Genomic DNA, 22,602 nt, shown 5'->3' on the forward strand with positions numbered 1-22,602 from the left:
CTGAAAGAGATCAAGGCAGCCTAAACTTGGTGTCCATTAAAGCGGGTCAAGTCCACTCTTGCTTTTTGATGCGTCGTTCCCCGATGATTTGTTCACACTTGCGATGACCGCGCTTGCGATCGTACCTTCGCCGGACTCGGCGGCTCGCACTGCCGAAACAGTTCGCCTAACTCATCTGACTTCGCTACAGCAGGTCCACGACGATCTAGACAAACACTCCTTCTTGCGTGGAAGGTTCATCCTGCTTCCTAACGTTAGCGAAGGTGGCACTGCTACCCTCATGCGGTCAGGGCATGCTGCGCATTACGCAGACATGCCGTGTGTTGGGGGCTATCTAGACGGAAATATTAGCCAACTCGGCGAAGGCAATCTTCGCATCCTTAGCGGTCAGGACGTTGCTTATGGCAGCCGTAAGCTCGGCCTTTATCAAACGTCCGACAACCGACGACGAGACTTTGCCGACCTAGGGAAGAGCACAACGTGGGTCAAGTGGGCAGCGCCGACCGCTGAGGCGCTCCGCCAAGCGTGCTTGGCTCGTGAATCACGATTGAGTCAATCTGCACCTCAGTTGCCGCAAGTGACGATCACGGCACTAGATGTCTCTAATAGCTCGTTTCTTGGACCAATTCACGTTGACTTCAATCCCCAGTTTAATGCTTTGATTGGCGGTCGTGGTACAGGCAAGTCAACAATTCTAGAGTATATAAGGTGGGGACTATGCGATTCAAGCATACCTAACGACGGTGACGCGGTGGATATCGCGCGTCGCGAAAGACTCGTCGAACAGACGCTTAAGCCATTTAATGCGACTGTGACTGTACACCTCTCATTGAACGGCGTGCCACACGTCATACGGCGACACGCCGGCGACGGGGCGATAGCTCTCAAGATTGGCATGGATGCTTTTGAATCATGCAATCAGGGGGATGTTCAATCGTTATTGCCCATACAAGCTTACAGTCAAAAACAACTGAGCAATGTCGGAGTGCGCCTCGAAGAACTCAGACGATTTGTGCGAGAACCAATCCGCTCGGCGTTATCAGACCTTCAGCGAGATCTGGATGACGTCGCTAGTCGTATTCGCACGAGCTATAGCAGCCTGGCTTCCTATCGACGCCTTAAAGCAGAAGAGCAGGACGATGAGCGGACCCTTCAGTCGCTCACTGAGCGCGCATCTTCCATACGAGCAGCTATCTCTGGAGTTTCTGATCAAGATCGAGCGATTCTGAATGACAAGCCAATTCAGGACCTGGAGGACGACGCAGCGCGTGGCATACGCATTACCGGCGAGCGCATCAGATCGATACTAACGAACACGCGCGACACGATTCGGAATCTTGGAACGGTCGGTCCGCTCGATGGAGATCTTCTCAGTGCAAACGCAGCCTTCGAAGAATATCGAATGGGCTTGGACCATCAACTCGCAGAGCAGCTCGATACGTTGGACCGAATCCAGCTTCTTAGTGCGCCGGTCGGGCAGGGCCTCGAACGTTGGCGTATTCGATATGCGGCCTTTCTAGAGAGCTACGACCAAGCTAAAGCTAGGGCAACTACTCAGCAAGTGGAGTTGGACCAACTTACGGAGATCGATCAACGAGTGCAGGAGATTCGTACGCGATCCGCTCTAAGGCAAGAGCAATTGGACGTATTGGGTAAACCGCACGATGTCTTAAAGGCAATTCGTGAAAAATGGTACGAATTACACGAAGCACGAGTCAGGCTACTGGCTGCTCAGTGCGAAGCATTGACCCGGCTATCGGACGGTCAGCTGCTCGCGACACTTGCACCGGGTTTCATTGCTGAGGCATTCGAATTGCGCCTGCGCCAATCCCTGACTGGCACAAATATCAGGCGGGAGAAGTTCAATGCTGTTGCTGATTATTTGACACGATCATCCAGTCCAATTCGGGAAGCCGGTCGTGTATTGGACGAAATTGAATTACTCATTCAAAGTAATGGTAAAAGCGACACGGCTTTGGCGCACGATACGCCCGTTCTTTCTGACCTCGGCTTCACTCAAGTCGAACTGCAGCGCATTGCTGGAAAGATGACGGTTGATGCGTGGATCGGGCTGGCTACTACATCATTGGAAGATCAACCGTCATTCGAGTACCGTCTTCGAGAGAATGAATACATTCCGTTTGTAAACGCTTCGGCTGGGCAGCAGGCGACTTCCCTGCTTTGGGCTCTTCTGAACCAAGATGGCCCGCCGCTGATGATCGATCAACCCGAAGACGACTTAGACAATCAAATTTTACTGAAAGTTGTGGAACAAATTTGGCGTGCGAAAGACCGACGCCAACTAGTTTTTAGCAGTCACAATGCGAACGTTGTTGTGAATGGCGACGCGGACTTGGTAATATGTTGCGATTACCGCATTACGGGAGAACAATCCGGTGGCTGGATTAGATCTGAAGGGGCGATCGATTTGGAGCCAGTACGTCAAGACATTGCATCGATAATGGAAGGAGGGAAGGCTGCATTCCGCTTGCGGCAAGAGAAATACGGTTTTTAGACCGGTGGCGGATCAAGTCCAGGCAATGTAACGCGCGAGTTGCTGCCGTCGTCGACGAGAGAGGAATCGTACTAGTCGCTTATGTCTACTTCGAAGTCGTCTCAAGTTGGTGCGCGCGTGCGAGACATTGCATGACTTTAGGGGTTGGCACGATTCCTTGAGATCCAGGCGACGAGACGCAACCGCAAAAGGCGCGGCACTAGTCGCAGCATTGACAACTGGCCTGCAGTTGCATCAATGGCCGTTTCGCATCCAGCTTGAATCGTTGGTAGTTGGAGAATGTTACTGACCGCTATGGAGGGATTTCACATTAGCATGAAGACAGCTAACCAGAAGGCTTCATTCAAAGAGATCGAAGTAGTCGCGCCGAGTCTGGGTGAGATACTTCAACAGATGGGGGAGATTTACTCGAAGGACCCTGTAAAGGCGGTTAGAGGGCAGGCATTCATCAAGATCCTCCATAAGTATCTTGGGGGCCAACTCGCTTTACGTTTATCCGACGCTGCCAAGCAACGGCACGTCCGCGTAGAATACGAAACGACAATTTTTGGGTCAACCAAGCCAAAGGATGTGGATATCGTTGTTCTAGATCCGGCGAATGGCCCACTTGTTATCGTGGGCATTCGTAGCCAAATGAGCTCTGTTGGCAATAATGTCTTGACATACTATGAGGGAATTGTCGGTGAGTGTATCAGCTTACAAGATCGATTTCCAATGGCTGTACACGGATACGTATATCTACATCCGCTACAGCCGATAAAGGAAGGAAAAGAAGACCAGAAGATTGATCACAAGCGATATGCCCGAATGTACCAGGCAATAACGGGCCGCCATCCGGCTTTCTTTAGGATGCAACGTGGTATCTTCGATGTGTTCGCGTACATGATTGTTGAATTTGGGAAGACGCCACCGGTATTACGAGACGATATCCTTAATGCGGCCGCGCTCGAGAAGGATCTCAAGCTCGATTTATTCGTTGACGAAATCGTCTCATGCTTCAAGAAGCGCGAACTGTTCATCGACCTGTTTCTCTGAAATCGACTCAGGTCGACCTGATGGGTTACGCCACATACGAAGAGTGGCGACCCCTTCTTGGATGAGGGCCACATCAGTGGACGATAATCCTTCCCGTGCTTGCAGTATCGATTGGTCGCCACTTTCATAGGCAGCGATCAAATCTCCTCGCTGGAGCGCTGAATCGATTCGAGCTATGAGTCGTTTCGGGGACGCGATGGATTTAAGAAGCTTGACCGCGGCAGCCTCACGCGGGACGAGCACAAAAACGCCACCGCCAAGCGAGTGAACATTGAGTTCACATTGAAGGAGTGTCAGACTGTTGTACCAGCGACATGCAAACGCTTCTGCAGTGTCCAAAAGCAACGTCCCACATAGGAAGCTATTGGACACAGCCTTGCCGGAGTCATTGATCGCAACAAGTGGCCGATCACTGAACACTGACATAACAATGTCCGGTGGAGTTACATACGGTACGCGATACCAAGGGTAGCGAACGCGACACTTATATCCGGCGGCAACTCCGGACTTCTCGCCGGATGCGACGTAATTAGCTTCGCCTCGGCAGAGCGCGGCGGCGCTCGGTAAGAACAAACGCTCTTGTTTTGTTGATGGAATTCCGGACGTGAAGAGCCCGCAGCGTCGCAGGCTCCGCGCAGATGCTATAGTCGGAACCAAGCTGCTGCGCTTGAGTTCATACTGCCGCACCAAATCGTGTGTAGGATGAAAGAAGTGCTTATCACCCGCTACGTATCCTATTCGAAATCGGGCGAATTGTGCGGCCGGTACGAGACGCCCTGCAATCGGTCCCTGCAGCAATGCTTGCAGCCTCGGATGTAATAGCGCTGAAAGAAATGCTCGTTCACCGCGCACTACCTCCGTCGTGTCTACATCCCGCCGATGTTCTGCTCTCCCGGATACGAGCGATGAAAGATCGGCGAATGCTTCGAAACGAACAGTGGACGTCCTCCCTCCAGCCCCATCTGCGAAGAGAAGGACAACGTCTTGTGACAGTTCCGGGAATAGCCGTTCGCGAACTCTGACGACACGCAAGGCGGAAAATGATTCGGCGAGAAACCGCCAGAATGGCCTAGCGTACCGCACGTAGGTAGCGTCAAGTGGAAGTACCATCGCAAGGGCGCCTCCGGCACGAAGCCGGTGACAGGCATGGAGCACAAATGGCATCCATATACTGCCAGAGGGATCCATTTCATGGCCCAGAGTTGCTGAAGCAGCAGCGAGCGCCCGTTGTCGTTCCGGTGCTGCAAGGTGCCGTAATCTGACAAATGGAGGATTCCCAATCACCGCTGAGTATTGCTTGGAGGTATGCAAGAGGAAATCGGAGTGTACGAATGTAATTCTGGAGGAAGGGATCTCTGCCGACGAACGCTCTATTGCCTGATGGCTAATTTCGACCGCTGTTACCTTCGGCACTGGGAGTCGAAGGCGGCTGGCTACTGTTATTATAGCCCGAAGGAAAGCCCCATCTCCGGAGCTAGGCTCCAAGATCGACGATACAGGGCGTGCAAGGAGACACTCAGCCATATACTCTGCCAACAAATTCGGAGTGTAGTATGCTCCACGCTTCCGTTGATCTGACCGTGTGTTGTTCATGGGGTCGGCTGGCTTATCGTATATTGGCGTTATCACAACTTGTACCTTGTTTGCCGAAAATGTGCAAACGAATGTGTGTGCGTCGTGGCGATTTATTTCGGAGGAAGAATGAGGAAGTTTATAACTGTTCCGAACAGTAGTCAAGGCATCAATCCGCGCATGCGTGACGCCAAAGTGACGCTCCCTTGCACGAGCGAACAAAAGCGCGAGTTGACACGCAGGGCGACGGAGGCCGGCCTGAGCGTAGCAAACTTCTTGCGTTCGCTGCTGCAGTGGCCGCTGGAAGAACATGGAGCACGCAAGGATCTTGATCGATCAATTGATCCGTGAACGCCGTTCTACTGTTACATAGTGCCCGCAGTGTATTGAATTGGACTTTGCGGCGCAGGAGACGGAACGTCTCCAACAGAGACCGCGCGTACCCTCAATCCGATCCGGGATAACGCAGCATCACACTCTCGTATTGCGGCTCGGACTCCTATTGCTCTCGTTAAATACCATAGAGAGTTGCAGCCTCGCAAGCAGCAGTGCTCTTTGGGGTGGCGATCCACGATTTAGCGAGGCCCCGCCGAGCTTGTGTCGACCGTCCAGCACCTGGGACTTGAATGGGCAACCGTTCGCCGCTCCCGAAGTCGTTCGTTGTGTGGTCGCTCGCTATCCGTACGATCTCCTGAGAATAGGGGAGCAGGGAGAAGTGCGCGTTCGCTTTCTGGTAGACTCAGCCGGAGTTCCCGATACGGCGTCGATTCGTGTGGTGAAACTCGTTGGCGACCGGGAGTTCGCGGAAGCAGTTCTTGCCGTCACGCCCCTCATACGTTTCGCTCCGAAGACACCCAGTGCTCCGAGACCGGTCGTTGTCGAGATACCGACGACGTTTACAATCACCCACTGACACCAATTGATCAAGCTCGGCGATCCGGAGCTATGGTCAGGACGTCTTGCGCGATTCGAACGACAGTTCGATAACACTATCGTAAGTTACCGCGCGGTAACCTGATGCAGGACAACTCCGATCCAACGATGTGCGGCTGTCAGCCCTGATACAGCCATCCAGCCATCGTTGAGCCCGGTTGCGGTACTATTTTCGTTGGCGTGTCGATTTCGTATCCGTTCGTTCGACGTGGTAGTGAAGGCAGCGAGACGCTCGAATCCCTCGGGCGCCACGGCCGCCGAAGCCAGCGGAGAACCCAACCATGTCGAGCTCGAACGCCAGAACCATCAACCGTTTGCTCTGGGCGGCCCAGATTGTCGTCGCCCTGCTCTTCCTCTTCGCGGGGTCGATGAAGTTCATCATGCCCGCAGCGAAAATGCAGCAGGGGCCGGTGGTGCTGCCCATCGCGTTCATTCACTTCATCGGTGTCTGTGAGTGTCTCGGGGCGCTCGGGCTCGTTCTCCCGGGTGTGCTGCGGTTCCAGACGTGGCTCACGCCACTTGCCGCAGCCGGATTGACGATCATCATGATCGGCGCGACGGTGGTCACCGTGCTGGCGATGGGCGCTGCGGCGGCGATTCTTCCGGCGGTTGTCGGCACGATCACCGCGGTGATCGCGCTCGGGCGCCGCGTCACGCATTTCGCGGCGAGTGATTTCGTTCTGTTGGTACCTCACACTCACATCACAGGATCCTGACCATGCGCTACATGATGTTCATCAAGCACACCGAGGACTATCGCGGAAAGCCCATTCCACCGGCGCTCATCGAGGCGATGGGTGAGTTCATCGGGGAGTACAGCGCGAAGGGGAAGTTCGTCGACGGCGCAGGGCTCAAGTCGAGTCACAAGGGGAAGAAGGTGCAGCTACGCGACGGCCAGCTCAGTGTGGTCGACGGACCGTTCACGGAAGCGAAGGAACTGGTCGGCGGCTACGCGATCCTCGATCTGGATTCGGACGAGGAGGCACTCGACGTGGCCATGCGGTTCATGGAGCTGCACCGCGTACACTGGCCGGAGTTCGAGGGCGAGAGCGAGCTGCGCCCCATCGAAACGGGCGCGCCGGGATCGGAGTAGGAACGAAGGTCGGGGTGCATTTTTTTTCAGTCGGTCGCAACTGCTGACTCCGGAAACTGCAAAATGCGGCCTTTGGCCATACCTTATGAGAGCCATCGCGGTTGAGCAACGCATTGAATCGCGCTACGAATCACTTCGAGGCCCGTTGTGAGACTTTCAGACAATGAAATAGTCGCACCGACCAGGCAGGTGGTGTTGTTCTCGGTCATGAGCGCCGCGCTCGCGGTCGCAGCCACCGCCGTTGCGTCGTACCATCGTCCCGTGCCGTGGACCGCACTTCTGTCCGGTCTGATCGTCGCATTGGCTGGATTTCAGATTGCGAACGCTCGTCGGATCTTTGGCTTCCGTGCGCCAGGCGAGGTCCGTCCCTGGATGATTCCTGCGAGTCGTGTCTGCTACGCGATAGGCGTCGTGCTGGCACTTCTGGGTGTCCGCGCGCTCATGCTTCACGCAATAGCTGCATAACGAGCGAAACCGGCGTCAGAGTCCAATTCTTCTGCGACATCCCAACTGTTTGCGCCAGGAAAGTCCGCAAGAAACCCCACTCTGACCCCGGTTTTGGCGGGCAAATTGCGGTATGGCCATGCCCGCCACGCGAACCTTGTGCGACATGTGGAAGCGATAGTGGATCTCCCCTGATGCTATCCAACCTCCTTCGTTGAACGGCCCAGCACGAACAGTTCGTGGACAACTGTACTGCGGTAACGATCCGATATGCATCGCTGTGTCACAGCCTGCCGGATTCGGAAACTGATGGATGCATCACACCTACGTGATCCCATTGCATCCCCACGCACGTATCCGGCACAAACAGGGGAGTCAGATATGGCGCAGTTACAACACGCGACGGTCGACGAATTCAGGACGCACCTGCGTGGCGACGTCCTCCTACCTGACGCCGAAGGCTACGACGACAGCCGCCAGGTCTGGAACGCGATGATCGATCGAAGACCGGCACTGATCGCTCGTTGCGTGTCGGCTGAAGATGTCGTCGAGTCCGTCAAATTCGCACGCACGCACAACCTGCTCGTCGCGATCCGGGGCGGCGGACACAATATCGCAGGCAACGCTGTCTGCGATGACGGGATCATGATCGATCTCTCGCGAATGAAGAACGTCCAGGTCGACGTGAAGGGTCACCGCGCAACTGTCGATCCCGGTTGTACACTCGGCGACTTCGACGCGGCCGCGCAGGCGCACGGCCTCGCCACGCCACTGGGCATCAACTCGACCACCGGTGTCGCCGGCCTCACGCTCGGCGGGGGCTTCGGCTGGTTGAGCCGGAAGTATGGAATGACTGTCGACAACCTGCTTTCCGCGGACGTCGTTACCGCGGACGGCAGGCAGGTGCATGCCAGCCAGACGGAAAACAGCGACCTCTTCTGGGGGCTGCGTGGGGGCGGTGGGAACTTCGGTGTCGTTACACGCTTCGAATTTCAGCTCCATCCTGTCGGGCCGGATGTGCTGAGCGGGCTCATCGTCTTCCCTTTCGATCAGGCCAAGTCCGTGCTCACGAAGTTTGCGCATTTCACCCTCGCGATGCCGGACGAGCTCAACGTATGGATGGTGACGCGCAAAGCGCCTCCGCTGCCATTTCTGGCCGAGGAGTTTCATGGGAAGGAGATGGTTGCGCTCGCGTTGTGCTATGCCGGCAGTCCATCGTCCGGTGAGGCGCTGATCGAACCGCTGCGCAAATTCGGCACACCGATCGGCGAACACGTCGGCGTGCAGCCGTACACTGCGTGGCAGCAGGCATTCGATCCGCTACTGACGAAGGGCGCCCGCAATTACTGGAAGTCGCACAACTTCGCGCAGCTCAGCGACGGCGCGATCGATGTGATCATCGAGTACGCCGCCAAGCTGCCGTCGCCCCAGTGCGAGATCTTCATTGGCACAATCGGCGGGCAGACCGGCCGAGTGGCGCCCGAGGCAATGGCCTACGCGAACAGAGACGCCAATTACGTTATGAACGTGCACGGACGCTGGGAGTCGGCCTCGGAGGACGCGCGCGGTATCGAGTGGGCGCGTGGTTTCTTCGCAAAGGCGCAGCCGTTCGCGAGTGAAGGCGCGTACATCAACTTTCTGACTCAGGACGAGACCGATCGCATCGCGTTCGCCTACGGCCCTACATTCAAGCGACTGGTGGAGATCAAGAAGAAGTACGATCCGACAAACCTTTTCCGGATGAACCAGAACATCAAGCCGAGCTGAAGGGGAAGGGCGTTGAGGATTGCTACCATCACGAGTACTTTCGACCGGGCGGAACTGTGCGAACCAGGGCCAGGACGCGCTTTGCGGAATCAAGGATTTCGGATGGCTGTGAAAAAACTGCACTCTGACCCCGGTTTCTCCATGCTCAAAGCATCGATGTTCGCTCTCGCACTCCTGTGCTCGCCCGCAGCGGTGTTCGCGCAGGAGCTAGCTCCCGACTCGCTCTTTCCGCGCATGGTGGGGCATTGGGTACTGCGCGGCACCATCGCGCGCCAGCAGACTGTCCATGATGTGGACTTCGAGTGGCTGCTTGGCCGCGAGTACGTTCAGATGCACGAGGTATCTCGCGAGCGAGCGCCCAATGGCAGTCCCGCCTACGAAGCCGTGGTACTCTTCGGACGCGATCCCAAGACTGGCGCGTACGCGTGCGTGTGGATGGACAACACCGCCGCGGCGGCCTTCCCACCCGAGGGTACTGGCCGCGGGACGGTCACCGGAGATTCGATCTCCTTCCTCTTCCAGTACACCCCCACGACGAGCTTTCATACGACGTTCCTCTACGACCCGTCGAAAGAGTCCTGGCAATGGCACATGGATAACGACAGTTCCGGAGTACGCCGTCCATTCGCACGGGTCACGTTGACGCGACGATAATGAAGGCGTAGTGACGGAAGGATCGAGCAACGTGCGAGCTGAGCAACGCAAACGACGACCCGGCGCGGCAGTAGCACAAACCCTTTCGGTATGCACGGCATCTTACCAGCATGCTGATACTTGCCGCCGCACTGGCATCCCTCGCCCTGCATCCACAGCTAGCGTCCTCCAACTCGAGTGATCACCTGGCTGCAAGCGCCACGACGCTCCCCGCGCCAACCGGCCCTCATCGGATCGGTACCACCATCTATCAATTCGCCGACTCGTCTCGCACCGACCGAATCGCTCCGCAACCGCGGCGCTACCGCACGATTGTCGTGCAATTGTGGTATCCCACCAATGCGAACCGCGGCGCACGCGCGCCGTACATACCGAACCGCGCACTGCTCGCCGCCATGCGCTCCGCTGGATATTACGACGCCGATTCCGCTACGATCATGTCGTGGGCGCATATCGACACTCACGCGCTTCTAAATGTTGCCCCCGCACGCAGCGAAGCGCTTCCACTGATCATCTTCTCGGAAGGGCAGGGCGTCGCGAGGTCGAATTATACGACGTTAATCGAGGACCTGGCGAGTCACGGATACATCGTCGCAGCCATCGAACATCCATACGGCGGCTTCACCATCCTCAACGATGGACGCGTGCTCACTGCGGCATCAGATACCATTGGCGGAGATTCCGACGAGGCCGAGGCGCGACGCGTTGACGACTGGGCACGCGACGATTCGCTCGTACTGTCTCGCCTCACGAGCGGCGCCGGAGAGCCGGCGCTCGTCGCGCGCTCGCTTCAGCCAGACATCGACGCAGCTCGCGTTGGTGCAATGGGCCATTCACTTGGCGGCGCAGCCGCGTTCGAGATGTGCAGGCGCGACTCGCGGATTCGTGCATGCGTCAACATGGACGGCGCAATGTTCGGTACCGTCGCCGACTCCGGAATCGGCCGTCCCGTACTGATGTTGCGCAGCCATCCAAATTATTCCGATGCCGATCTGGCGAAGCGCGGCCGTACGCGTAAGGAGTGGGACGTAATGGGCGCATCGATCAAGACGAGCATCGATTCGATTCTCGCCAAACGCCTCGACACGCCTTCGTATGTGGTATCCATCCGTGGCACCGGCCATATGAGCTACAGTGACGCGCCGTTCGTCATGCCGACCACCATCACGCGATTCGGCGGAACGGTCATCGATGCGTCGCGCGGCTTCGAGATCATTTCGGCGTATACGCGCGCATTTCTCGATCGATATGTCCGCGGGACGGACGGAGCGCTATTGGCGAAGCAGCCGTCGCCCTTTCCTGAAGTCGTGATTGACCGCGTCGGCAGCGATTCGATGCGGGGGCACGACAGTGCAGTGTTGCCGTAATCGAACGATCGTTCGGTTACGCGATTTCGTGCCCCGGGATGGAGCATCCGAATCCGTTGGGTTTGATTCGGTAGTGGCAGTTGAATTTCGCCACTTGAGGCCGACTGCAAGCAGCACTACCAACAATCTCTGACAATCATGCGCATTGGGTTCATTGGAACCGGGACAATCACGTCAGCCATCGTGTCCGGACTGAATTCGCTGGAGTCCACGACTTTCACTTTCCTGTTGTCGCCACGCAACGCCGGCGTGGCGGCCGCACTTGCTTCTGCGTGCGACAACGTCACCGTGGCCGCGTCCAACCAAGCGGTGCTCGATGACTGCGACACCATCATACTGGCTGTTCGCCCGCAAGTAGCTGTCGACGTGCTCGAGTCACTCCACTTTCGAGCCGATCATCACGTGATCAGCCTGATGGCGCTCATCTCCGTCGAACGCGTGCAGGCCCTTGTGGCACCGGCGACTCGCGTCGTTCGCGCAATTCCGCTGCCGATGGTTGCCATGCGTGCTGGCGTGACGGTCGTCTATCCGGATGACTCTACGGCCCGAGCCATCTTCAACAAGCTCGGATCGACCATCGCGTTGGACTCGCCCGAGCAATTCAACGCGTTCAGTACGGCAACCGCCACCATGGCGCCGTACTTCGCCTTCGCCGGTGAGGTTACCGACTGGCTGACCCGACAAGGAGTAGCACCAGCCACTGCTCGCAGCTACATCGGAGGCGTGTTCCACGGTCTCGCTACTGTTGCCGCGAATCAGTCAGCAGAGCCTTTCCCGGCGCTTGCCAGGAAGTTTGCGACTGCCGGTGGAATCAACGAGCAGGTCCTGGCGCATCTCACCCAGGTGGGCGCGCTGAAGGCCGTTTCCGATGCCCTGGACGGCGTCCTCGACCGTATGACGGAAGCTAGCTCGGCGGGCTGATGCGGACGAAATAGTTCGCTCGTACAGAGCCGCGGGCCAAATGTGCGCCACCGACGTAACGCCGGAGCCCATGGTCATCCTGCAGAACTCCAGCTAATTCGTGATGTTCTCTTTCAGACGCCAGGTTCCGATACTCGTTGAATGCCTTTCGACACCTTTCGGGCGGTTACTCAAACTCGCGGCCCCATGCGTAAGCAACGTCGCATGGTGATATTGCGAGTTGTGGTCCCCTGAGGAGCGCGCCGGTTGACCGGGGCACTCCGCGCAGCCTGGCTGGACGAGGCAACCAACAAGGGAAGCGTTTCCATGGATGTCTGTCCGCATGTCCGCTACCGCATCGATCGCGATGATCGGATCGCCGAGGTGAATGACGCATGGCCGAAGTTCGCCACGGAGAACGAGGGCGATGGTCTGGAGCCGTCCCGCATTCTCTCGCGATCCATCTGGGATTTTCTGGCCGATGACACGACCATCCAGCTGTACAAGTCGATGATCCGGCAATCGCGCGAGGGCGGCCTTCCCGTGCGGTTTCGCTTCCGATGCGACTCACCCGATCGGCGACGGCTACTCGCGATGGAGATAACGTCCAACCTGGAAGGTGACGTAATGTTCACCGTCAGGTCCGCCGTGGAGCAGTCCCGGCCGTACGTGTCGCTACTCGGTCACGCGGACCTGCACAGCGGGGGTTTTCTCGTCATGTGCGCGTGGTGCAAACATATTCCGCTATCGACGGACAGATGGGTCGAGGCAGAGGAAGCCGTGGATGCACTCGGGCTGTTTTCGGGCTCACCACTTCCGGCATTGACCCACGGCATCTGTCCCTCGTGTTTCAATGCATTAGAGCAGCTACTCCAAGATCGTGAGCTGGCAGCCGCGGGGACAGTAACCTGTGGCGCGCTCAAGGTTACTTGATCGGTGCGGCTGTGTTGAAGGCGAACCCGTCAGCTTAGCGGGCGACGAAGGTGGCTTCCACCATGGTGACCCAGATTTCCGGATCGAGCGTCACACCAACCGGCGCACTGGCCAACGGGATCGAGACAGTATTGTGAGCGGCGCGCACCCATAACACCGGCGTGGGCGTCGGCGACGGAGGGGCGGTGCGGGCGCCACTGCCAGCGGGCGCGGCCTCAGGCGGCATTTCAATGCCGATCTGGAAGGGCATGGTGTAGAGCTGGCCCTGGTTGGGCGTCTGGTCGAGCGTTACCGCGAGCTGCTTGCTCGCGGCATCGTAGTGCCAGCTTCCATTCACCTTCATCACCCCGCCGCGGTGCAACCACTGCGGGAAGAACCAGGAGAGGTCCTTGCCGTAGGCGGGACAATCGGCTGCGGCTGCGCAGGCATCCTCCATCGCATGCTGGAAGTCCAGGCTGGATGCGTTGGAGTTTTGGTAACGGGAGTAGTAAAGGCGGATGCCGGCCCAGAAGTTGTCGGTTCCGAGTACGCCGCGCAGCATGTGGAGGACCTGGGCGCCGCCCTGATAGATCTGCGCATTGTTGGCGATCACCTTGCTGATATCCGACAGATTGTTGTGGACCAGCGGTGAAGTCGGATTCGCCTCGGCGTAGCGACGGGCCGAAGCGGCGCTCGATTTCACGCCCTTGATGAATGCGTCGCGGCCGTCCTGGTGTTCCTGATAGAGCAGTGCGAAGTACGTGGCGAAGCCTTCGCTGAGCCACACATCATCCCAATCCGCTTCGGTAGCGGAGTTGCCGAACCACTGATGCGCCATCTCGTGGGCGAGCAGTTGGCGATCCGGCCCGGTGGCTGGGTATCCGTAGAAAATGTCGGAGGCGAGCTCCATGCCGCCGCCTATGCCATTGGCTTCCACCTGGGCCAGCTTCTCGTAGGAATACGGACCGATGTGGTCGATGTAGAACTCGAGAATGGGCTGGGTGAATTCGCCGAATGCCTTCGAGCTGACTGCCTGTTCCTGGGGATACGTCCATCCCGACATGGGGATGCCGTGGTACGTCCCGTAGTAATCCACCGCGTACGGGGCGGCGGCCAGCGAGTACTGCCACGTGGCGATCGGCACCGACTCCTTCCACACGGTGCGACGCAGACCGTTGGCCAGGTCGGTCGATTCCATTTGGGTGCCGTTGGAGATGACCTGGTATTTGGCGGGCGCGGTGACCGCGATTGTCTTGGGCGCCTTCATGTAGGGGTGATCCACAACGGCGAGCCAGTTGCGGGCCTTGTCGGGCCACGGGTTTGAGACAAACGAGCGATCACCGTACTTGTTGTCGGCGATCAGGATGCCGGTTGCTGGCACGCCGTGATAAGAGACCGCGAAGGTGATGCGACCACCCGCCCTGGATGCGGCGGGGAAAACGACGTGCAATCGATCGTTGGCCTGAGTGTAGTGCAATGCCTGCCCGGCGGAGGTGACGGAAGTGACGACCATCCCCCGCCCCACGCTCGAGACCGGCGGGGCGGCTGGCTCTCCCCGACGCGTGCGAACGGCAGGTACCAGGCATGGATTCGAGGGATTGGCGGCTTCAGACGCGGTGCGCAACTGGCAGAGGTCGAGATCCATACCTGTGACGCCGTCGGCCGTGAAGGCGAGATTCACTGTATCGGTGACGACCAATTCGTTGGATGCGTCGCTGAGCAGGACAGTGAAGCTGTAGTTGACAACCCGGAAGCCCGTCTGGCGGGGATAGGTGTCGACCGTGGTGGGCGAACCCGTGGTGGGCGAACCCGTGGTGGGCGAACCCGTGGTGGGCGAACCCGTGGTGGGCGAGCCCGTGATGGGAGATGCTGCCAGCAGCAGCAGAGCGGCTGCGAGAGTGGAGCTGATCATTGGTTTTTCATGTGGTTGCGCCTGACAGGCGATCGACGAGGACGAAGATGTCTTTCGCGCGGGGACACCGCAAGAAATCACGCAGGAAGAGTCACTCGACAAATCGACTGGTGGCGGAACGGTTCAATCCGCTGTCATTTGCGATGTTGTCCATGCGTGTCCAATTCGACTCGGCGGTGAGAGTGCGACGCGGCGAATCGATGAGCCGGGAGGTGAAACGATTCGATGGAACGCGCTGAGGCGTCGTAGGTTGGAAAATGCCGGCATACTCGTTCACCGACTATTTCGAACGTGAGGTACTTCGGAAACGACCGTATCTACGCCGTGAATGGTGTATTGCAGTTATCGAGTCCCCGGATCGGGTCGAGCGGCAAGAGGACAACCGATACCGGTTCTGGGGGATGGTAGCCGATCTCGGAGGCCGGTATCTTCGTGTAGTGACACTGGATGACAGGCGTACGATCCACAACGCCTTCCCCGATCGCGGATTCCGGCCATGAAGCTCGCATACTACGCGAACACTGATTCTCTCTACATCGATCTGTCCGAACAGACGAGCGTGTCGAGTCGCGAGATCTCGGAAGGGGTCGTGCTGGATTATGATGCCGCGGGACAACTCGTCGGCATCGACATCGACAACGCCAGCCGCAAGGTCCAACTCCAGCGACTGGTCCTAACGGGCATGGACGGGCTGATCGAACAACGCGCGAGCTGATCAACCCTGCGGCGCGCGAATCAGCCTCCCGCTCCCGCGATGACGCCGCACGATATGACCAGGGCAATAGATTTGCATACATGGACGACCGTGCATAGCCCCCTCGAACGGTCGTTCGGATAAACCGGAACTAACGCGTACACAGGACCTTCCATAGTGGATCGGAACGCCGACGCGCTCGCTGATCAACTCCTCGCCCTCCCATCCGTTGATCGCGCACGTCTTGCAGAACTGCTCCTGGCAAGCATCGAAGAGCACGACGCAGGCGCTGCTTCAGTCTGGGACAATGAGATCGACAGACGCGCTAATGAATTAGAAAATAGATTGGTGGATGGGATCTCCGCAGCCGAGGTATTTGCTGAAGTAGAGCAACAGCTGCACCGATGATACTCGAGTTCCACCCAGCAGCGCGCGATGAGTTTCTCGCAGCCGCGGAATAACACGACAAAGCGGCCCCTGATCTCGGGGCCGCTTTCTTGTCGCAGTGACGCGCACCACCTCAGGCCGGGGTACTGGCGTAATCCACTGAATGGCTGGATCATTGGCTCCTGCGTACCTGTTCGATGTCCACCAACCTGCGAGAACCCATGGCGTCCGCGAATCCACGTCCGCAGCCCCTGCAGCTGATCCGCCTTTTTCTGATGGCAGGAGTATTGATGTTCGGCGCCGTCATTCTGGTCGTTCACCGGCAGCCGAACTGGACACCGGGAACGCTCCCGGACGCAGCTGACTACGCGCTGGTGGCAGACGCGATTCTGGCGGTGTCGATTGCCGCGGTACTGAAAGGACGCGTGCGACGCGAACCCGATCAGCAGCGCCGCGCCTCGATGCTCCTCGTCGGGTGGGCTGTCGGTGAGAGCGCGGCGTTGTTCGGCGCCGTGATCTTTTACGTTACCGGCCAGATCCAGTGGTATGGACTCGGGCTGCTGGCGATGGTGAGCGCGTTTGTAATGCTGTCGCCTTCCGCGGCGGCGCCGACGGCAGGCAGCGCGGATGCGTCCGGATGAGATGAACATTCCGTGCGGCGACGAACGTGAGGTGGTGCTGGTCATGTTCCGAACGCGTTGCGGATGACGGGTCCACTCGCTTCTCCTCTGCATGCTCACTCGCTGGAGCGATGACCGCAGCATTGCTTGCCGGCACCGCAGCACCAGCCCTCGCGCTCTCGACATTGACCACTGTTGCGACTACGGTCGCTGTACATCAGGGTGTCGAACCGCTCACGGTGGACAAGATGACGCGCATGTACCAGGCGATGGTCAACTTCGCAGTGGCAACGAAGGGCCACCCCGAGTCCGAGGACGCACTATCGGTCGATGCCGATGACAGCGAAGCGCAGGCAACTGCGAAGATCGCGGCAATTCCCGCCGCCGTCGAAGCGCTCAGGAAAGCTGGATTGACGCCCGCGCAGTACGTCCGACTCGATCTGACGTTCGCCGCGACCGCACTCGGCGTGGCTCTGTTGAAGACGAACCCGTCGGCCAAGCTTCCGGACGGCGTCAGCCTCGCGAACGTCCACTTCCTGCAGCAGCACGCGGCAGATATCGAAGCGGTGCAGAAGCGGATGGCGGCACAGATGGCCGCGGCCGGCGTCGATCAGTAGAATCGGACGCTCGCCTACTTACTCCACTTCACGAGCGAATTCTCCCCGGTCCTGGCACGCCGGCGCATCGCATCCGTATCGTTCCGCATCGATGTGATGATCTGCTGGAAGCGCGCATTATTTGTCAGGCGTGCGAAGAACGGATCGCGCACGATCACGCGATAGTTCTTCCATCCGGCGTTGTACCCGCGCTGCAACCAGTCGAGCGCTGCGGCTGAATCTCCGCGCACGGCGTGAATGGCGGCTATCTCCATCGGGCGTTGCGGATCGTCGTTACCGCTCGCGATGGCGCGCTCATCGGACGAGAGTACCTCGTTCCATGTACGCGTTGCCATCGCGTGGTCGCCGCGCCGATCGGCGAACAACGCATGCCAGGCGGGGAAGCGCGCGGGCGCCAGATCCACGCCTGACTCCGGATTTGCGAGGAGTCGCGTGCTCAACAACGCATCCGCATCCGGCGCTCCGGTGAGTGCTGCGAGTTGTGCCAGGAACGACGCAACTTCATCGTCGTGCGGGTTGCTGGCCGCTGTACGCCGGGCACGAGCCATCGCTTCGCTGTCGCGGCCCCGCAGGAAATCAAGCGCGGCGAGTGCAATTTGGAGGCGTGGACCGCCTGGACTGTCTGCAAAGCGCCGTGCTGCCACGTCGAGCAGGTCTTCGGTCGCCTGATCATCGCCGAGCCGGAGAAGCGGAACTGCAGTGTGGTAATAGACGTGAAACTCATTCGGATCGAGTGGCTGCGCGCGCAACGCCCAGTAAAGCGCCTGCTCGTAGTGGCCCAGCATGGTCTCGGCTTCCGATAGATCCTCCATTGCTGGCACGAGGCTCTGGTCCAACTCCAGCGCCCTCAGATAGGACAGTCGTGCGTCGGCAAGATGTCCCTGAGAAGCCTGAAGGTCGCCGAGGACGAACGACGCGTATGCCAGATCCGGTTGGAGGCGTAACGCCGTGCGCGCCGCCACGCTCGCGGAATCGAGATAGGCCGGCCCCGTGTAAGCCGCCATGAACATGAATTCGCGCGCGAGCTCAGCGTATGCAAGAGCGAAGGTAGTGTCGAGCGCAATGGCATCGTGCATGCCCGTGATTGCTGCCTGTGCGGCCGCACTGCTCACTACCGGAATGGAGTGCGCCTGCAGGTAGATCCTATACGCGTCGACATTTGCTGTCGGAGCGCGATCCACGCGTCCTGCCTCCGACGGTGTGAGCTTCGCCTGCAGCGCCGCGGCGATGCGATGCGCGACGTCGCTCTGCACGGCGAAGATGTCGGTGAGATCGCGATCATACTGGTCCGACCAGAGCGTCTGACCGTTCGTCGCGTCCATCAATTCGACGTCGATACGAATTCGCTTCCCTGCCACCCGTACAGTTCCATCCACGACGCTACCGACACCCAGGTCATGCCGCATCCGGCCCAGGCGGTCGGATACGTTCTCGTATGGCGCTGACGCAGCCTGACTCACCACACGCAGCGCCGCGAGCTTCGAGAGCTGCCCGCTTATCTCGGCGGTCATTCCGTCGCCAAAGTATCGCTGAGCGCTGTCCGACGCGATGCTGTGAAAAGGAAGCACCGCTACGATCCGTGCAGCGGCGGAGCCGTTCGCTTCAGTCCCTGCCTCCGAGCTTCGTCGCGCGAGCGCAATACCGGCGCCGATTGCGATCACTACAGTTACGACAATTCCAGCGACGGCGAAGGACTTTCGTTGCCTGTACCATGGCGGCGTCGGAATGCCAGTGGCACCGGCAGAAAGCGCGTGACTGAATGCATGCGCACTCGAAAATCGATCGGCGGGAAGTTTTTCGAGAGCGCGAAGCACGGCAGCGTCGACGGCCCGGGGAACGGTGTGGCGCTGTACGCGCAGGCTGCGCGGCGTCTCCGTCATCACTCTTGCAACCGTCGCCTGCGCCGTTGGCGCGGCGAATGGCGGCTCGCCCGCGAGCATCTCGTACGTGACGGCGCCCAATGCATAGATGTCCGTGCGCGCGTCGAGAGCCTGCTCACCCATTGCCTGTTCGGGTGACATGTACTGCGGTGTTCCGAGCGAGAGACCGGTCCCTGTCATCCGCTGTGCGCCGCCGGCTTGCTGCACGGCGAGTGCGATTCCGAAATCGGCGACGACCGGACGGCCATCCTGGAGCAATATATTTTCAGGCTTGATGTCGCGATGGATCACGCCGTGCCTGTGCGCGTACTCGAGCGCATCGGCAACGTCGGATGCGATGCGTATCGCGTCTTCGACCGGAAGCTGGCGCTCGCGATCCAGTCGCGCTCGCAACGTTTCGCCTTCCACGTACGGCATCACGTAATACAGCAACCCATCTGCATTGCCGGAGTCGAACAATGGCAGGATCACGGGATGCTGCAGACTCGCCGTCAGCTCAATTTCCCTGAGGAAGCGCTCGGGGCCGAGCGTCGCCGACAGATCGGTGTGCAGAACCTTGATTGCGACCTTGCGGTGATGCTTGAGATCTTCCGCGAGATACACCGTCGCCATGCCGCCCGTACCAAGCTCGCGCTCGATGCGGTAGCGATCTGCCAGCGCGGGAGTCAGGCTGTGGGCGGCGTCGTTGGACATGAGTGCGCGAGTCGTTCCACGACCTGAGAGTCGCGAAGCGTACACAGGAACATGGCTTTTGAGAGGCCTTTATGCCAGAGGCGCCGGCGATCGGACGGAGCGGCGCGCGTAACGACGGTGGATTGCTCCGTCAGCCGTCCTCAATCGAACGAATGACCCGCGCCGGATTCCCCCCGACAAGAGTATTCGGTGGAACATCCCTCGTGACTACCGAACCAGCGGCGACGACCGAATTCTCACCTACCGTTACGCCGCCAATGATGGTCACGCCCGCAGCGATCCACACGCCTTTCTCGATCACGATGGGCGTTCCCGTAACGGCGCGTCGCTGTGCGGGCTCGATGGGATGGCCGGTCGTGATGAGGCTCACGTTCGGCCCGATCATCACGTCGTCCGCGATGTCGAGGCCGCCAAGGTCGTAGAACGTGCAGTTCTGATTGATGAAGACGTTATGGCCGACGCGGATTTCGTTCCCGCCAGCGGTATAGAACGGAGGGATCAGTGAAAAGCTCTCGTCCACCTTCCCGCCGATGAGTTCGCTGAACAATGTGCGAATCTCATCCGCATCGTCTAATGTCAAGCGGTTGAGCGCGGCGGTGATCGTCATCGCCCGCTTGACGTTTGCCACCATGGCCGCCGATTCCGGCGTCCGTCTGTGGATTATCCTGGTGCGATCGTTGTTCGGCATTGGTAATCTTCCTGTCGTCGTGCACTGCAAATGGTCTGTGATGTTCAACGCGCGGTCGCGTCTCCGCACCATAATACCTGATGATCCGCCATGCGCACCGGTCTGGACCGCCCCGCACGACCTCCGCTATACTACGTGCATGACGATCAAGAGATTGGACCACGTGAGCGTCGTAGTCGACGACCTTGCAGGTGCTATCGCTTTCTTCACCGCGCTCGGCATGACGGTCGCAGGCCAGGCGCCGATCGAGGGTCCGTGGGTGGACCGCGTCAACGGGATCGAAGGTATTCAGGTCGACATCGTCATGATGCGGACGCCGGATGGTCTGGGCCAGATCGAGCTGACGAAGTTTCGCAATCCGGAACTCGTCGAGATCGAACCAGCGGTCGCACCGCCGAACGCGCTGGGACTTCGCAGTATCATGTTTGCAGTCGAAAACGTCGACGACACTGTCGCTCGCCTGCGCGCCGAAGGCGGCGAGCTCATCGGCGAGGTGGTACAGTACGAGGACAAGTACCGGCTCTGCTACATGCGCGGCCCTGCAGGGATAATCGTTGCACTGGCCGAGGAATTGTTCTGAAGCGCGGACATCGGCCGGCAACGAGACATTCCTCGGAAAGGATCAGCCCGGATCCTGAACTACCACGTCGCCGTTTAAACTACTCTCTCCATCCAGCACCAGCGCCGCTCCACGCACGCGGCTCGCAACGGCAACGAACACAGCCAGAGCAACCACTCCCACCAACGCTTCGGTAAACAGCATTCCGTTCACTCCCCACGCGTCGTGGCTCCAGCCATCCACTCGCAGCATGCCGAAGCTGAACAGCGTGTTGAGCGCAAAGAACAGATTGATCTTGGTCGCGGCAGCTGCGTTTCCGACTATCGCGAGCACCATTCCGGTAAACGATGCAGCTACCATCCCAAGCGTGAACGTGTAGAAGAGCGTGGACGTCGCGTAACCGGCGGCAGTGCGCGGTGACAGTGCCATCACGACGCACGCCGCAAGCCCGAGGCCGCACGACACGGCGTATGCCGCAGGCTTGTGCAGATGATCGGCCAGCCATCCGCCTGCAATGCAACCGGCGACGATGGCCAGTCCGCCGCCCAGTCCGAGTACGGCGGAAACGGTATCCGCAGGTGCGTGCCACTCTGCGCCAAGCGAGCCGAACAGGAACTGCGCCGCACCGGTGCCGATGGGAAGTATCGCAAGCAGCAGCGCGATGCGGCCTGCGCGCGAGTGAATCATCAAGCTCAGATTGCGCAGCGCGTCGGTCGCACGCGTCGCGACGGATGCGTTCGTGAGCAGTCGTTCCGGCTCGTGCAACAGCGGCAACACGGCCGCGCATGCGCAGACGATCGCAGCGAGTATCAACCCTGCCATCCATGGCGATGGAACGTGGGTCATGAGCCACAATCCCACTCCGCCGCCTGCAGTCTGTCCGAACTGGTTACCCGACTGGAACCATCCTGCTGCGCGGCCGCGCAGCGCGTCGGGAGTGTTGTGCACCATCAATCCTTCGGTTGCGAAAGCGAGGAAAGTTCCGGCGACGCTCGTAAGCAGCACCAGCAGTGACAGGAGCGGCACTGTGTGAACGGAGATCGGAACGGTCGTCAGTGCAATCAGACCTGCGCACAGCATCGCGACGGCGAGCAGATACCAGCGCTTGCGCGACAGCGTGTAGTCGCCGAGTGGAGCCCAGAGAAACTTCCATCCCGCGGCAAGGAACGACATGCCCACCACGCCGGCGATGGCGGACAGCGGCACTCCCGCGCGCCTGCCGAGGAAGCCAAGCGCGATCGCGGGAAAACCAAAGGTGAGACCGTAGGGGAAATACAACACGGCCCAGACCCACGGGTGCCGAACGCCGGGAGCAGCAGCCGCGGAGGCGGTCATGCGCGGGAAGATAGCGTCCATGCCG

Annotated in this window: 20 protein-coding genes; 16 read left to right on the forward strand and 4 right to left on the reverse strand. The window is 59.2% G+C overall.

Annotated elements, in window-relative coordinates; all coding sequences use genetic code 11:
* Positions 1-58: 58 nt before the first annotated feature.
* The 12 genes from V4529_03705 (at position 59) to V4529_03760 (ending at position 13,213) form a co-directional block, all read left to right on the forward strand.
* Positions 59-2,515 (forward strand): AAA family ATPase, encoded by a 2,457-nt coding sequence (locus V4529_03705; protein ID MES2357427.1) that lies wholly within the window; start codon positions 59-61, stop codon positions 2,513-2,515.
* A 315-nt stretch (positions 2,516-2,830) separates the two neighbouring features.
* Complete coding sequence (locus V4529_03710; GenBank protein ID MES2357428.1) at positions 2,831-3,550, forward strand: hypothetical protein; 720 nt, start codon at positions 2,831-2,833, stop codon at positions 3,548-3,550.
* Positions 3,551-5,251: 1,701 nt separating this feature from the next.
* The gene (locus V4529_03715; protein ID MES2357429.1) at positions 5,252-5,473 is read left to right on the forward strand and encodes a hypothetical protein; all 222 of its coding nucleotides are present in this window, start codon (positions 5,252-5,254) and stop codon (positions 5,471-5,473) included.
* A gap of 313 nt (positions 5,474-5,786) precedes the next feature.
* Positions 5,787-6,035 (forward strand): TonB family protein, encoded by a 249-nt coding sequence (locus V4529_03720; GenBank protein ID MES2357430.1) that lies wholly within the window; start codon positions 5,787-5,789, stop codon positions 6,033-6,035.
* A 301-nt stretch (positions 6,036-6,336) separates the two neighbouring features.
* A complete protein-coding gene (locus V4529_03725) occupies positions 6,337-6,771 on the forward strand; it encodes a DoxX family protein (GenBank protein ID MES2357431.1) in 435 nt (144 codons plus the stop codon).
* 2 nt (positions 6,772-6,773) lie between these two features.
* Positions 6,774-7,148, forward strand: a complete 375-nt coding sequence (locus tag V4529_03730) for a YciI family protein (GenBank protein ID MES2357432.1) — start codon at positions 6,774-6,776, stop codon at positions 7,146-7,148.
* A gap of 147 nt (positions 7,149-7,295) precedes the next feature.
* On the forward strand, positions 7,296-7,613 hold the full coding sequence (locus tag V4529_03735) for a hypothetical protein (protein ID MES2357433.1): 318 nt from the start codon (positions 7,296-7,298) through the stop codon (positions 7,611-7,613).
* Between the two features lie 360 nt (positions 7,614-7,973).
* Positions 7,974-9,359, forward strand: a complete 1,386-nt coding sequence (locus V4529_03740) for an FAD-binding oxidoreductase (GenBank protein MES2357434.1) — start codon at positions 7,974-7,976, stop codon at positions 9,357-9,359.
* Positions 9,360-9,500: 141 nt separating this feature from the next.
* Entirely contained in the window at positions 9,501-10,013 is a 513-nt protein-coding gene (locus V4529_03745) for a hypothetical protein (GenBank protein ID MES2357435.1), read from the forward strand.
* Between the two features lie 110 nt (positions 10,014-10,123).
* A complete protein-coding gene (locus V4529_03750) occupies positions 10,124-11,380 on the forward strand; it encodes a dienelactone hydrolase family protein (protein MES2357436.1) in 1,257 nt (418 codons plus the stop codon).
* A 138-nt stretch (positions 11,381-11,518) separates the two neighbouring features.
* Positions 11,519-12,301 carry a pyrroline-5-carboxylate reductase gene (locus V4529_03755; GenBank protein ID MES2357437.1) on the forward strand — a complete coding sequence of 261 codons (783 nt, stop codon included), beginning with the start codon at positions 11,519-11,521 and terminating at the stop codon, positions 12,299-12,301.
* A 246-nt stretch (positions 12,302-12,547) separates the two neighbouring features.
* A complete protein-coding gene (locus V4529_03760; GenBank protein MES2357438.1) occupies positions 12,548-13,213 on the forward strand; it encodes a PAS domain-containing protein in 666 nt (221 codons plus the stop codon).
* A gap of 34 nt (positions 13,214-13,247) precedes the next feature.
* Here the strand turns inward: V4529_03760 and V4529_03765 are convergent, their stop codons facing one another.
* The gene (locus tag V4529_03765) at positions 13,248-15,104 is read right to left on the reverse strand and encodes a M1 family metallopeptidase (GenBank protein ID MES2357439.1); all 1,857 of its coding nucleotides are present in this window, start codon (positions 15,102-15,104) and stop codon (positions 13,248-13,250) included.
* Between the two features lie 496 nt (positions 15,105-15,600).
* On the opposite strand from V4529_03765, the gene V4529_03770 reads away from it, so the two are divergent.
* The 3 genes from V4529_03770 to V4529_03780 all read left to right on the forward strand — a co-directional run bounded on the left by V4529_03770 (position 15,601) and on the right by V4529_03780 (position 17,422).
* Positions 15,601-15,819 (forward strand): DUF2283 domain-containing protein, encoded by a 219-nt coding sequence (locus V4529_03770; protein ID MES2357440.1) that lies wholly within the window; start codon positions 15,601-15,603, stop codon positions 15,817-15,819.
* Positions 15,820-16,406: 587 nt separating this feature from the next.
* Positions 16,407-16,826 carry a hypothetical protein gene (locus V4529_03775; protein MES2357441.1) on the forward strand — a complete coding sequence of 140 codons (420 nt, stop codon included), beginning with the start codon at positions 16,407-16,409 and terminating at the stop codon, positions 16,824-16,826.
* A 110-nt stretch (positions 16,827-16,936) separates the two neighbouring features.
* Positions 16,937-17,422, forward strand: coding sequence for a hypothetical protein (locus tag V4529_03780; protein ID MES2357442.1), 486 nt, complete (start codon positions 16,937-16,939; stop codon positions 17,420-17,422).
* Between the two features lie 14 nt (positions 17,423-17,436).
* On the opposite strand, the gene V4529_03785 is transcribed toward V4529_03780, so the two are convergent.
* Complete coding sequence (locus tag V4529_03785) at positions 17,437-19,995, reverse strand: protein kinase (GenBank protein MES2357443.1); 2,559 nt, start codon at positions 19,993-19,995, stop codon at positions 17,437-17,439.
* 130 nt (positions 19,996-20,125) lie between these two features.
* On the reverse strand, positions 20,126-20,683 hold the full coding sequence (locus V4529_03790; GenBank protein ID MES2357444.1) for a sugar O-acetyltransferase: 558 nt from the start codon (positions 20,681-20,683) through the stop codon (positions 20,126-20,128).
* Positions 20,684-20,822: 139 nt separating this feature from the next.
* Here V4529_03790 and V4529_03795 point away from each other — a divergent pair, with 139 nt between their 5' ends.
* Positions 20,823-21,263: a VOC family protein gene (locus tag V4529_03795; GenBank protein MES2357445.1), complete on the forward strand. Its 441-nt coding sequence runs from the start codon at positions 20,823-20,825 to the stop codon at positions 21,261-21,263.
* A gap of 42 nt (positions 21,264-21,305) precedes the next feature.
* Here the strand turns inward: V4529_03795 and V4529_03800 are convergent, their stop codons facing one another.
* Complete coding sequence (locus V4529_03800; protein MES2357446.1) at positions 21,306-22,577, reverse strand: MFS transporter; 1,272 nt, start codon at positions 22,575-22,577, stop codon at positions 21,306-21,308.
* Positions 22,578-22,602 lie beyond the last annotated feature (25 nt).

It is taken from the genome of Gemmatimonadota bacterium (genome assembly GCA_040388625.1).
In the GTDB taxonomy this organism is placed as follows: domain Bacteria; phylum Gemmatimonadota; class Gemmatimonadetes; order Gemmatimonadales; family Gemmatimonadaceae; genus Fen-1247.

What these genes read in the sequence shown, in the direction of transcription:
- V4529_03710 (MES2357428.1), top strand. Translation starts at nt 2,831, where the DNA reads ATGAAGACAGCTAACCAGAAGGCTTCATTCAAAGAGATCGAAGTAGTC.
- V4529_03715 (MES2357429.1), top strand. Translation starts at nt 5,252, where the DNA reads ATGAGGAAGTTTATAACTGTTCCGAACAGTAGTCAAGGCATCAATCCG.
- V4529_03725 (MES2357431.1), top strand. Translation starts at nt 6,337, where the DNA reads ATGTCGAGCTCGAACGCCAGAACCATCAACCGTTTGCTCTGGGCGGCC.
- V4529_03730 (MES2357432.1), top strand. Translation starts at nt 6,774, where the DNA reads ATGCGCTACATGATGTTCATCAAGCACACCGAGGACTATCGCGGAAAG.
- V4529_03740 (MES2357434.1), top strand. Translation starts at nt 7,974, where the DNA reads ATGGCGCAGTTACAACACGCGACGGTCGACGAATTCAGGACGCACCTG.
- V4529_03745 (MES2357435.1), top strand. Translation starts at nt 9,501, where the DNA reads ATGCTCAAAGCATCGATGTTCGCTCTCGCACTCCTGTGCTCGCCCGCA.
- V4529_03750 (MES2357436.1), top strand. Translation starts at nt 10,124, where the DNA reads ATGCTGATACTTGCCGCCGCACTGGCATCCCTCGCCCTGCATCCACAG.
- V4529_03755 (MES2357437.1), top strand. Translation starts at nt 11,519, where the DNA reads ATGCGCATTGGGTTCATTGGAACCGGGACAATCACGTCAGCCATCGTG.
- V4529_03765 (MES2357439.1), bottom strand. Translation starts at nt 15,104, where the DNA reads ATGATCAGCTCCACTCTCGCAGCCGCTCTGCTGCTGCTGGCAGCATCT.
- V4529_03770 (MES2357440.1), top strand. Translation starts at nt 15,601, where the DNA reads ATGAAGCTCGCATACTACGCGAACACTGATTCTCTCTACATCGATCTG.
- V4529_03775 (MES2357441.1), top strand. Translation starts at nt 16,407, where the DNA reads ATGGCGTCCGCGAATCCACGTCCGCAGCCCCTGCAGCTGATCCGCCTT.
- V4529_03780 (MES2357442.1), top strand. Translation starts at nt 16,937, where the DNA reads ATGACCGCAGCATTGCTTGCCGGCACCGCAGCACCAGCCCTCGCGCTC.
- V4529_03785 (MES2357443.1), bottom strand. Translation starts at nt 19,995, where the DNA reads ATGTCCAACGACGCCGCCCACAGCCTGACTCCCGCGCTGGCAGATCGC.
- V4529_03790 (MES2357444.1), bottom strand. Translation starts at nt 20,683, where the DNA reads ATGCCGAACAACGATCGCACCAGGATAATCCACAGACGGACGCCGGAA.
- V4529_03795 (MES2357445.1), top strand. Translation starts at nt 20,823, where the DNA reads ATGACGATCAAGAGATTGGACCACGTGAGCGTCGTAGTCGACGACCTT.
- V4529_03800 (MES2357446.1), bottom strand. Translation starts at nt 22,577, where the DNA reads ATGACCGCCTCCGCGGCTGCTGCTCCCGGCGTTCGGCACCCGTGGGTC.